Source organism: Rhodoferax sp., assembly GCF_028714215.1.
GTDB lineage: Bacteria > Pseudomonadota > Gammaproteobacteria > Burkholderiales > Burkholderiaceae_C > Rhodoferax.
Genome location: NZ_JAQTMS010000014.1, coordinates 80,556 through 92,435, shown reverse-complemented (window position 1 = coordinate 92,435; position 11,880 = coordinate 80,556). Strand labels below are relative to the sequence as shown.

The 11,880-nt window shown below is 63.5% G+C and carries 7 protein-coding genes; 3 read left to right on the top strand and 4 right to left on the bottom strand.

Features of this window, described 5'->3' with window-relative positions; all coding sequences use genetic code 11:
- Positions 1 to 395 precede the first annotated feature (395 nt).
- Complete coding sequence (locus PHS32_RS09005) at positions 396 to 668, bottom strand: DUF2164 domain-containing protein (RefSeq protein WP_301078587.1); 273 nt, start codon at positions 666 to 668, stop codon at positions 396 to 398.
- Positions 669 to 850: 182 nt separating this feature from the next.
- Here PHS32_RS09005 and PHS32_RS09000 point away from each other — a divergent pair, with 182 nt between their 5' ends.
- The 3 genes from PHS32_RS09000 (at position 851) to PHS32_RS08990 (ending at position 3,820) form a co-directional block, all read left to right on the top strand.
- Positions 851 to 2,482: a peptide chain release factor 3 gene (locus tag PHS32_RS09000; RefSeq protein WP_301078586.1), complete on the top strand. Its 1,632-nt coding sequence runs from the start codon at positions 851 to 853 to the stop codon at positions 2,480 to 2,482.
- A 22-nt stretch (positions 2,483 to 2,504) separates the two neighbouring features.
- Entirely contained in the window at positions 2,505 to 3,302 is a 798-nt protein-coding gene (locus PHS32_RS08995; protein ID WP_301078594.1) for an HAD-IIB family hydrolase, read from the top strand.
- A gap of 65 nt (positions 3,303 to 3,367) precedes the next feature.
- On the top strand, positions 3,368 to 3,820 hold the full coding sequence (locus tag PHS32_RS08990) for a DUF2721 domain-containing protein (RefSeq protein ID WP_301078585.1): 453 nt from the start codon (positions 3,368 to 3,370) through the stop codon (positions 3,818 to 3,820).
- Positions 3,821 to 3,839: 19 nt separating this feature from the next.
- Here PHS32_RS08990 and PHS32_RS08985 read toward each other — a convergent pair whose 3' ends face one another.
- From PHS32_RS08985 to uvrA, 3 genes are all read right to left on the bottom strand, one after another.
- Positions 3,840 to 4,799, bottom strand: a complete 960-nt coding sequence (locus PHS32_RS08985) for a tripartite tricarboxylate transporter substrate binding protein (RefSeq protein ID WP_301078584.1) — start codon at positions 4,797 to 4,799, stop codon at positions 3,840 to 3,842.
- Positions 4,800 to 4,903: 104 nt separating this feature from the next.
- The gene (locus PHS32_RS08980; protein ID WP_301078583.1) at positions 4,904 to 5,950 is read right to left on the bottom strand and encodes a histone deacetylase family protein; all 1,047 of its coding nucleotides are present in this window, start codon (positions 5,948 to 5,950) and stop codon (positions 4,904 to 4,906) included.
- A 14-nt stretch (positions 5,951 to 5,964) separates the two neighbouring features.
- Positions 5,965 to 11,775, bottom strand: coding sequence for an excinuclease ABC subunit UvrA (uvrA, locus tag PHS32_RS08975; RefSeq protein ID WP_301078582.1), 5,811 nt, complete (start codon positions 11,773 to 11,775; stop codon positions 5,965 to 5,967).
- Between the last annotated feature and the right edge of the window lie 105 nt (positions 11,776 to 11,880).

Sequence of the window (11,880 nt, the reverse complement as noted above, 5' to 3'; positions counted from 1 at the left end):
TCGCGTCGCGTGGGCTTGCGGTAGTTCTCGAAAGTCTGATCGGCTGCCATGGCTAGGGTTTGTTGTTTCATCGGCCTGTAACGCTTCAGCCCCTTGGGGCGTGGACCTTAATCATCAAATCCTTAGAACTTGCCCGTAAATAATAGGGAGCCGCGCAAATGGATTTCCGGGATGGGATGCTAGGCGAAAAATCCAAGGCAAGGCTCTCTGCCTTGCCTGATTTTTTAACACCGCAGACCGCCCGGAAATCCGTTTGCCCTTCGGGTTGGGATGAAATCGGGCGATTTGCCCACCAAATCCCTTGCATGGGCAGGCAGCCCATGCGGCGTGATGTTGGCGAACAACTCATCCCGATTGCATTCCAACGCGGCCCCCTATTATTTACGGGCAAGTTCTTACTTGCTTTTTCGCTGCCGCTCCAGCTTGCGCCAGTATTGAAATTCGTCTTCGTGCACCTCAATGTCAAGTTCCGCGATGCGAGACAACAAACGCTGCTGCACGTCAGCCACCGCCTGGTTGTAGACGATAGCGCCTACTTCTTCGAGGAAAAAAGCCAGCAGTTCCGCGGCCGCGATGTTGCCGATCTTCTCGTCCATGTTTTCCTGGAAGTACCTCTCGATCGAAGCGATCACCTCCTTGCGCGCTTCCTTGGATATCTGGATGGTCATTTGAGTTTGTAGATCGTGGGTGCCGGATCGGGTGAGGGACTTTTTTTGTTTGAAAACACTGTAGCCTGAAACCGCTATCAGCGGCAAGGCATATTTGCCTGCGTGCGGAAAGTACCGCCGCCCCGGCCCGCCGTTTAGAATCCGAGGCCCTCCACCCGCGTGGAGTCAACTGGAATTTACCTGTGTCTTTTGCCAACGAAACCCGCCGCCGCCGCACTTTTGCCATCATCTCGCACCCCGACGCCGGCAAGACCACGCTGACTGAAAAACTGTTGCTATTCTCGGGCGCGATCCAGATCGCCGGCTCGGTGAAGGCGCGCAAGGCGACGCGCCACGCCACCAGCGACTGGATGGAGATCGAGAAGCAGCGCGGCATTTCGGTCGCCAGTTCGGTCATGCAGATGGTTTACCGCGACCATGTCATCAACCTGCTCGACACGCCCGGCCACAAGGATTTCTCGGAAGACACCTACCGCGTGCTGACCGCCGTCGACTCGGCCCTGATGGTGATAGACGCCGCCAACGGCGTGGAGGCGCAAACGCGGCGCCTGATCGAGGTCTGCCGGCAACGCAACACGCCGATCATCACCTTCGTCAACAAGATGGACCGCGAAGTGCGCGAGCCGCTGGATATTCTGGACGAGATCGAGCGCGAACTGGGCATGCCGTGCGTGCCCATGACTTGGCCGGTCGGCCAGGGCAAGACCTTCGGCGGCATCATCAACCTGCGCACGCAGGTGATGACCGTGTTCGAGTCCGGCAGCGCCCGCTTGCCGCAAGACTTTGACGCCATGCCGCTGACGAATCGGGACGCTTTGCTGAAGCGCTTTGGCCATGAGTTCGAGACCGCCATGGAGAGCATGGAATTGGCCACCGGCGCCTCGCCCAGCTGGGACCGGGAGGCCTTTCTGGCCGGCAAGCAGACGCCTGTTTTCTTCGGTTCCGGCGTTAACAACTTTGGCGTCATGGAAGTGCTGGAGGCACTGGTCGATCTGGCGCCGCCGCCCGGCCCGCGCACCAGTTCGATGATCGTCAACAAGCAGCCGGTGGTCCAGGTCATGCAGCCCGACGACGAGGCCTTCTCGGGCGTGGTGTTCAAGGTGCAGGCCAATATGGACCCGGCGCACCGCGACCGCATTGCTTTTGTCCGCATGGCCTCCGGCAAGTACACGCCGGGCATGAAACTCAAAGTCATGCGCACCGGCAAAGAGTTGCGTCCGACCAGCGTGGTGACCTTCATGAGCCAGCGCCGCGAGGCCGTCAACGAAGCCTATGCCGGCGACATCGTCGGCTTTACCACGCACGGCGGCGTGCAGTTGGGCGACACCATCACCGACGGCTCGGTCAATCTGCAATTCACCGGCCTGCCCTTCTTCGCGCCCGAGCTGTTCATGACCGTGGTGCTGAAAAACCCGCTGCGCACCAAGCAGTTGCAGCAAGGCCTGGCGCAGTTGGGTGAAGAAGGCGCGATCCAGGTATTCCGGCCCGAGGTCGGCGGCAACATGCTGCTGGGTGCCGTCGGCCAGTTGCAGTTCGAGGTGGTGCAGCACCGCCTGAAAGGCGAGTACGACGCCGACATCCGGCTGGAGAGCAGCCAGTACACCGGTGCCCGCTGGATCACCGCCGACTCTTCCGCAGAGCTGAAGACCTTTTGCGACGCCTACCCGCTGCGCATGGCGCGCGACGCCGCCAACACCCTGGCCTACCTGTGTACCTCGCCTTACGACGTGCGCCTGGCGCAGGAGCGCTTCCCCAAAATCCACTTCCACCCGCTGCGCGAGCACGCCGGGCTGGCGCTGCAAAGCGCCGGTTAGTACCAAGGCCAGATCCATGAGCCTGCGCCCCCTCTCGGAACTACCGCGCGCCGTGGCCGCGAACGTGCACACAGTGTTCAGCGACATCGACGACACCTTGACCACGGATGGGCAACTGACGGCGCAGGCTTATGCGGCGCTGGAGCAACTGCGCCGCGCCGGTCTGCGCGTCATCCTGATCACCGGCCGCCCAGCCGGCTGGTGCGACCACATCGCGCGCATGTGGCCGGTCGACGCCGTCATCGGCGAAAACGGCGCCTTCTACTATTGGCACGACCAGGCCGCGCGCAAGCTGAAATGCCGGCACCTGCTGATTGAGTCCGCGCGCCAGGCGCACAGCGCCAAGCTGGCGGCCGTGCGCGACACCATCCTGCGTGAAGTGCCCGGCTGCGCCGTCGCCTCGGACCAGTTCTGCCGCCTGTACGACCTGGCGATCGATTTCTGCGAGGACGTCGCGCCGCTGCCGGTAGCCGCCGTCAATCGCATCGTGGCCTTGATGGAAGACGCCGGCATGACGGCCAAAATCAGCTCCATCCACGTCAACGGCTGGTTCGGCCAGTACGACAAACTCAGCATGGCACATCTGCTACTGCGCGAACGTTACGGGATCGAGCTGGCGGAGGAGCGCGAGCGCTGCCTGTTTGTCGGCGACTCGCCCAACGACGCCCCCATGTTTGCCTACCTGCCGCACGCCGTCGGCGTCGCCAACGTGATGGCATTTGCCGGGCGCATGAGCGCGCTGCCGGCTTACGTGACGCCGTCGCGCGGCGGCGCCGGCTTTGCCGAATTGGCGCAGGCGCTGATAACTGCGCGAAAATGAAGCCGTTGCGGGACGGACCGTAGCGGCAGCGCCGCAAGCTCTGTCCTCAGCACGAAAGGGAAGCCATGTTTTTCGCCACCGATCTCAGCACCGTCAGCCATGGCATTCAGTTGGCCGTGGCACCCGTGTTTCTGCTGACCGCGGTATCGGCCATGATAGGCACCGTGGCCGGCCGGCTGGCACGCATCATCGACCGCGCCCGTCTGCTGGAAGACCGGATCGAAGCGGCGGCGGCCGGCAACGCCATGACGGCGGCCTATGGGGAGCTGGCGCGCCTGCGGGTACGCGGACGCCTGGTCAACATTTGCATTGCGCTGCTGACCTGCTGCGCCATGCTGATCGGACTGACCATCGTGGCGCTGTTTATCGGTGAAACCACGGAACTGCAGATTTGGCGCTTGGCGACGAGTTTTTTTCTGTCCGGCGTGATCTGCTTTTTGCTGGCGCTGCTATGTTTTTTCACCGAGACGCTGCTGGCCACCCGGATCCTCAATTTCGGCAAACCGAAAAACCAATGAGTTGATTTTTCAGGCCTGCTTAAATCTTGGCCAGGCCCAGTTTTTCCACCAGGGCTTTTTCCCGGGCGAAGGTCTCGGCCGCAAACTTGCTGTAACCGGCAGAACTCATGTACATGGGCACCATGTCGTAGCGCGCCAGGGCGGTCTTGTAGCTGTCCTGCTCCATCGCCTGCTTGAAGGCGTCGTGCAGCCGCTTGACCACATCCGGCGGCGTCCCCTTGGGCGCACCAATGCCAAAAGGCGAGTTCTGCACCAGGTCCAGCCCCAGTTCCATCAGCGTCGGCGCATCCGGAAATTTGGCCAGCCGCTGGGCACCCCAGGTGTTGAGCACGCGCAGCTTGCCGGACTCCACCAAAGTGGCAAAGCCGGTCGAGTCGGCGGCCGACATGATGTGACCGCCCATCAAGGCCGTCATCAAATCGGCACTGCCTTTGTAGGGCACGTGCAGCAGTTGCAGACCCAGCTTCTGCGCGATCAGTTCCATCGTCAGGTGCGGGCTGGTCAGCGTGCCGGTGGAGCCGAAGGTCAGCTTGCCGGGATTGGCCTTGGCCCAGCCGACATAGTGCGTCCAGGTCTTCAGCGGTGAATCAATAGGCACCACCAGCCCGAAAGCGTAGCCGGTGACGTTGAGCACGTAGCTGATGTCCTTGATCGGGTCCCAGTTGATCTTGGTGGTGTACGGCAGGCGAAACACGCCCAGCGGAATCTGCGCCAGCGTATAGCCATCGGCGGTGGAGGTTTGCAGCGTCTGCGCCGGCAGGGTACCGCCGGCACCGGGCTTGTTTTCGACGATCACGCTCTGGCCCAGGATTCTGGAAGCGCCATCGGCCAGCGAGCGCATGGTGATGTCGGTCGGCCCGCCGGCTGGAAAGGCAATGACCAGCCGGATCGGCCTGACCGGAAAACTCTGCGCCCGGCTGCTCAAGGCAGAGGCGGCAAGGGTGGCTGCTGCGAGTTGCACAAGTTGACGGCGTTGCATGAACTTTGCTCCTGAATATGTAGCTGATGGCACCGATTAGACAGGCGATAAAGGTCCAAGACAAGGGGCAACACCCTGCCAGCTGTCACCCGGGATACAGCGCCTTAAGCCGCTTCCTGCTCGAAGCCTTCCAGCACATTGACGGCATTGACGCCGACCTCGGCCACGGCGTAGCCACCCTCGAATACCAGCACGGTGGGCAGGCCGACAGCGGCAAGGTCGGCACCGACACGCAGATAGTCGTCACATTGCAGCCTGAAGCCCGAGATCGGATCGCCCGCGAAAGTATCCAGTCCCAGCGACACCACCAAAGCATCAGCCCGAAAACGGGCAATGCCCTGCAACGCCAGCTGCAAGGCCGCGCGCCAGGTCGCAAAGTCGCTGCCGCGCGGCAACGGCAGGTTGTGGTTAAAGCCCAGCCCGGCGCCGGCGCCCCGCTCGTCGGCGTAGCCCAGGTAGAACGGGTATTCGGTGTGCGGGTCGCCGTGGATGCTGCTGAAGAGCACGTCCGGCCGCTCGTAAAAAATGGCTTGCGTGCCGTTGCCATGGTGAAAATCAAGGTCCAGCACGGCGACGCGCTGGCAACCCCGGCCGCGCAAGTGTTGCGCCGCCAGCGCGGCATTGTTCAGGAAGCAGTAGCCGCCAAAGAAGTCGGCCCCCGCGTGGTGACCCGGTGGCCGCGACAAGGCAAAAGCGGCGCGTGCACCGCCCGCCACCTGCTGCGCGGCGCTCAAGGCGCAATGGGCGCCGGCGCGGGCCGCGACCCAGGTACCGGAAGTCAATGGCGTGCCCGTGTCGAATGAAAACAAACCCATGCGCGCCGAAAAATTGGCCGGCAACACATCGCTGCGAAACGTGCGCACCGGCCACAGCGAAGGCAGTGCATCGTGCGCCGCATTGGCCGGGTCCAGCGCCACCCACTCGTCCCAGGCATGGGCCAGAAAATCGAGATAGCGCGGTGTGTGAATGCTGGCCAAGGCGCTGCCATCGAACGCCATCGGTTTTTCCAGCGCCCCCAACTGGCGTCGCTGCAGCTCCATCAGCACATGGTCCACACGGGCCGGCACTTCGAAGCAGGGCACCAGTTGACCGCGAAACATTTCCAGTTTGCCCTGGTGCAGGGCGTGCAGGTGGTTGTGGAAGGTGATCATGGGAAGTGTTGCCCCTAAATTCGCGCCAGCACCGCCCGCAGCGCCACGCCGGTATGGGTGCCCAACTGCACCACACCCTCCGGCGTCGTCGCCGCCACCACGCGCCCGCCGGCCTTGCCGCCGTCGGGGCCCAGGTCTATCACCCAGTCGGCTTCGGCAATGACGTCCAGATCGTGCTCTATCACCACCACGCTGTGGCCGCCATCGACCAGGCGATGCAGCACCTTGACCAGTTTTTCCACATCCGCCATGTGCAGGCCGACGGTCGGTTCGTCCAGCACGTACAAGGTGTGCGGCGCCCTCATTCCGCGTCGGGTGATGTCGTCGCGCACCTTGCTCAGCTCGGTCACCAGCTTGATGCGCTGCGCCTCGCCGCCGCTCAGCGTCGGCGACGGCTGGCCCAGCGTCAGATAACCCAGGCCGACGTCCTTGAGCAATTGCACCGGATGCGCGATGTTGGGCATGGCAGCAAAGAACTCGACCGCTTCGTCCACTTCCATTTGCAACACGTCGCCGATGTTCTTGCCGCGCCAGGTGACTGCCAGCGTCTCGGGGTTGAAGCGCGCGCCCTTGCAGGTTTCGCACAGCACTTTCACGTCGGGCAGGAAGCTCATGCCGACGGTGCGTATGCCCTGCCCTTCGCAGGCCGCGCAACGGCCTTCGCCGGTGTTGAAGCTGAAACGGTTGGCGGCATAGCCGCGCGCCTTGGCCTCCAGCGTGTCGGCAAACAGTTTGCGGATGATGTCCCAGAAACCGATGTAGGTGGCCGGGCAACTGCGCGGGGTTTTGCCGATGGGGGTTTGATCGACTTCCAGCACCCGGTCTACCACTTCGAAGCCGGTAACGGACGCGCAGCTGGTCCAGTTGAGTTGCTCGCCGGCAGCCAGGGCATCGCGGCCGGCTTTGGTGCTGCGCTTCTGCACCGCCATCTGCACATTGGCCAGCAGCACATCGCGCGCCAGCGTGGATTTGCCGGAGCCGGAAACGCCGGTGACGGCGACCAGGCGGCTCAAGGGAAGCTGGGCGGTAACGTTTTGCAGGTTGTGCAGATTGGCGTTTGTGACTGTCAGCCACTTCTGCACTTCGGGGGCCGTGAATGCTGAGACCGCCCGGCGGGCTTTCAAAGGGTGTTTCATGGCGTGCAGCAGGTAGCGCCCGGTCTGCGAGTCACCGGCTTGCACGATGTCGGCCACCGAGCCTTCGGCCACCAGCCGGCCGCCACGCTTGCCGGCACTGGGACCGATGTCGATGATGTGCTGGGCATGGCGTATCGTGTCTTCGTCGTGCTCCACCACCACCAGCGTATTGCCCTTGTCGCTCAGACTCTGCAATGCGCCCAGCAGGATCTGGTTATCGCGTGCGTGCAGGCCAATGGTCGGTTCGTCCAGCACGTAGCAGACGCCTTGCAGATTGCTGCCCAGTTGCGCCGCCAGACGGATGCGCTGGGCCTCGCCACCGCTTAGCGTCGGTGCGCCGCGGTCCAGCGTCAGGTAGCCCAGGCCCACTTGCTCCAGAAACTCAAGACGACTTTTGATTTCAGGCACCAGATCGCGCGCAATGTCGGTTTCGCGCTGGCTCATGCGGCCTTCGAGTTGCAGCGTTTCAACCCATTGGCGCAGATCCGTCACGCTCAGACGGGCGATGTCGGTAATGGCCACCTGGTTGAACCTGACGGCACGGGCCGTGGCATTGAGCCGGGTGCCGTGGCAACTGGGGCAGGCAGTGTCCAGCAGGTCCTCCACCTCGGGCTCGGCAAAGGTCTGCTCGCGGCCCTTGTTGTCGTCGTCGCGCACCGAGTCGTCGAACACCTTGCGCTGTTCTTTGGTCAAGCGCACGCCGGTGCCGACGCAGTCCGGGCACCAGCCATGCTTGCTGTTGTAGGAGAACAGGCGCGGGTCCAGCTCGGCATAGCTGGTGCTGCAGACCGGGCAGGCGCGCTTGGTGGAAAACGCCTGCAGCGTGCCAATCGCCGCCGTCGGCGCGCCAGACAACATGGCTTGGCGCAAGCCGGTCAAATGGCTGAGCACATGCAGCACGCCCTTGCCGTGCACCAGCGTGGCCGCCAGCGCCTGGCGCAACGCCGCCTCCTGCTCCGGCAGCACATCCAGACTGGCCACCGGCAACTCCACGGTGTGCTCCTTGAAACGGTCGATGCGCGGAAAGCCCGTGGTGGGCAGAAAGTTGCCGTCGACCCGCAGGTGCGTGAAACCGCGCGGCCGCGCCCAATCGGCCAGCTCGGTGTAAACGCCTTTGCGGTTCATCACCAGGGGCGCCAGCAAGCCGATGTGTTGGCCGCGGAAATTCTTCATTAACTGGGCCGCAATGCTGTCGGGCGTTTGCGGCGCCACCGCGCTGCCGTCATGGATGCAATGCTGGGTACCCAGCTTGACGTACAGCAGGCGCAAAAAGTGCCAGACCTCGGTGGTGGTGCCGACGGTGGACTTTCTGCCGCCCCTTGAGAGGCGCTGCTCGATCGCCACGGTGGGCGGAATACCGTACACGGCATCCACTTCCGGCCGCCCGGCCGGCTGCACGATGGAACGCGCGTAGGCATTGAGCGACTCCAGATAACGGCGCTGGCCCTCGTTGAACAGAATGTCGAACGCCAGCGTCGATTTGCCGGAGCCGGAGACCCCCGTGATGACGCTGAATTTGCCGCGCGGAATGTTGACGCTGAGACTTTTAAGGTTGTGCTCGCGCGCGTTGATGATCTGGATGACGGCTTCTGCCGCCGGCTGGCCGTCCACCGCAGCGAGCGCCAGATAGCGGCCCGATGCTTCATTCACTTCATGCACGCCACCCATCGCCGTCGCGTATTCGCGCAACGCTTTGCCGGTGTGGGATGTCGGATGCAATCGCAGCTCTTCCGGCGTGCCGAAAGCCACCACTTCACCCCCCGCCTCGCCCCCTTCGGGACCGAGGTCAATCAACCAGTCGCTGGCGCGGATGACATCGAGGTTGTGCTCGATGACGATCAGCGAGTGACCGGCGTCCTGCAATTTGCGCAGGGCGCGCATCAGCTTCGCAATGTCATCGAAATGCAGACCCGTGGTGGGCTCGTCAAACATGAACAAGGTGCCGCGTCTGGCGATCGCCTGGCGACTGGCGCTGGCGCTTCTGGCGGCCTCCGCCAGAAAGCCGGCCAGCTTGAGGCGTTGCGCCTCGCCACCCGACAAGGTCGGCACCGGCTGCCCCAGTTTGACGTACTCCAGCCCCACGTCCACGATCGGCTGCAGGGCCCGGACGACTTCGCGGTCGCCGGCAAAATAGGCAGCGGCCTCACTGACGGTCAGGTTCAGGACATCGGCGACGTTGAGCCAGTGCGCCCCCCGCTCGATGGTGACTTCCAGTATTTCCGGGCGATAGCGCTTGCCGTCGCAATCCGGGCAGCGCAGATAGACGTCGCTCAGGAACTGCATTTCGACATGCTCGAAGCCCGAGCCGCCGCAGGTGGCACAACGGCCATCACCGTTGTTGAAACTGAATTTGGACGCGGTGTAGCCGCGCTGGCGCGACAGCGCTGCGTTGGCGAAGATCTCGCGGATGGCGTCCCAGGCGCCGACAAAGCTGGCCGGGTTGGAGCGCGCCGTTTTTCCGATCGGCGACTGATCGACAAACACCACGTCGCTGAGCTGCTCGGTGCCCAGCAGGCGATCATGCAGGCCCGGTGCTTCGGTCGACTTGCCGAAGTGGCGCAACAGGGCCGGCGCCAGCACATCCTGGATCAGGGTCGATTTGCCGGAGCCGCTGACACCCGTCACGCAGACCAGGCGCTGCAAGGGAAACTCGACGCTGACGTTCTTCAGATTGTGATCCCGCGCACCTTCCAGGATGAGGCGCGGTGTGGCCGCAACCACCAGGCGCTTGAAGCCCATGCCGACCTGCTTGCGGCCGCCCAGGTAAGCGCCCGTCAGCGTGTCGGCGTGGCGCAGGTCGGCGGTTGTGCCATCGAACACGATTTGCCCGCCACGCTCGCCGGGGCCGGGACCCATATCTATCATGCGGTCGGCCGCCAGCATCACCGCCGGATCGTGCTCCACCACCACCAGTGTGTTGCCGGCATCGCGCAGCCGCTGCATGGCCAGGATGATGCGGTGCATGTCGCGCGGATGCAGACCGATGCTGGGCTCGTCCAGCACAAACAAGGTGTTGACCAGCGAGGTGCCCAGCGCCGTCGTCAGGTTGATGCGCTGCACTTCGCCACCCGACAGGGTGCGGCTTTGCCGGTCCAGCGTGAGGTAGCCAATGCCCACATCGCACAGGTATTTGAGGCGCGTGCCGACCTCCTCAAACAACAGCTTCATGGTCTTCAGATCGGCCGAGGACAGCGCGGCCTGGGGCGATGTGGCAGCCCCGGCAGCCGCCAGGCCCGCCTGCAGCGCGTCAAAGAACTTGCGCAACCGGTCCATCGGCAACAGCATCAAGTCGTGCAGCGACAGCCCCGGCAGCGCTTCCAGTTGCTCACGTGACCACTTGACACCGACCGGCATGAAGCGTTTGGCCGGTGCCAGGGCTGCATCCGCCGCCGCCTTGCTGCCGATGCGCCACAGCAGGCTCTCAAGCTTCAGCCGGGCCCCGCCACAAACGCCGCAGGGTGTGTAGCTGCGGTACTTGGACAGCAGCACCCGGATGTGCATTTTGTAAGCCTTGGTCTCCAGGTATTCAAAGAAACGTTTGATACCGAACCAGTGCTGGTTCCATTTGCCGTTCCACTGGGGTGAACCATTCACCACCCAGTACTGCTGCTCCGGCGTCAGCTTGTACCAGGGCGTGTCGCGCGGAATGCCGGCCGCCTCGGCATGGCGCATCAAGTCGTCCTGGCACTCCTGCCAGGCCGGGGTCTGCATCGGTTTGACGGCACCGGCACGCAGCGTCAGCTTCTGGTTCGGAATCACCAGCCCGTAGTCGACCCCGATGACGCGGCCAAAACCGCGACAGGTTTCGCAGGCACCGACCGCCGAATTGAAAGAGAACATGGAAGCGATCGGGTCGGTGTAACGCAGATCGCTTTGCGGACAGTGCAAGCCGGTGGAGAACTTCCAGATCGCCGCAGGTGTCTGCCCATCCTCACTCAACAGGTACACCGCGATGCGCCCGCTGCCGTGCTTGAGCGCCGCTTCAATCGCCTCCAGCACCCGGGCGCGCTCGGTCGTCGCCAGGCGAAAACGATCCGCCACGACATCGATTACTTTCCGAGGTCCGGTCAGGCCCGCCACCTCTCTCTGCGCCTGCACTTTGGTAAAACCGCTGACCGACAGCCACTGCTCGATTTCTTCCGGCGTGGTGCTGGCCGGCAACTCGACCGGGAAGGTAATTGAGAGGCGTGCCCCCACGCCTGCCACTTCCCCGGCGTCGGCACTGGCCGACGACGCAAGTGCTTCGCTGCCCCCCGTGCGCTCCAGCAACTGCGCGTAAATGCTCTCCGCCGAATCATGCTGCACCGCTTGGGCGGTTTCGCGGTCGAACAATTGGCCGGCGCGGGCAAACAGCAACTTCAGGTGGTCATTCAGCTCGGTCATGGTGCCGACCGTGGAGCGCGAGGAACGCACCGTGTTGGTCTGGTCAATCGCGATGGCCGGCGGAACCCCCTCCACCTTGTCGACGGCGGGCTTGTCCATGCGATCCAGAAACTGGCGCGCGTACGCAGAGAAGGTCTCCACGTAGCGCCGCTGGCCCTCCGCATACAGGGTATCGAAAACCAGACTCGACTTGCCGGAGCCGCTAGGCCCGGTGACTACCGTCAACTCGCCGGTGCGGATGTCCAGGTCAAGATTCTTGAGGTTGTGCTGGCGCGCACCGCGAATGCGGATGATTCCCTGGGACATGGTGGGTCTTGTGCAGTTAAGGCAGAAGATTCTAGAAGCTTCTGCCGACCCGACGCTGCCGCAGGGTCAAGACCTTGCACCAGCCGGACAACCTGGGCTTGTCGA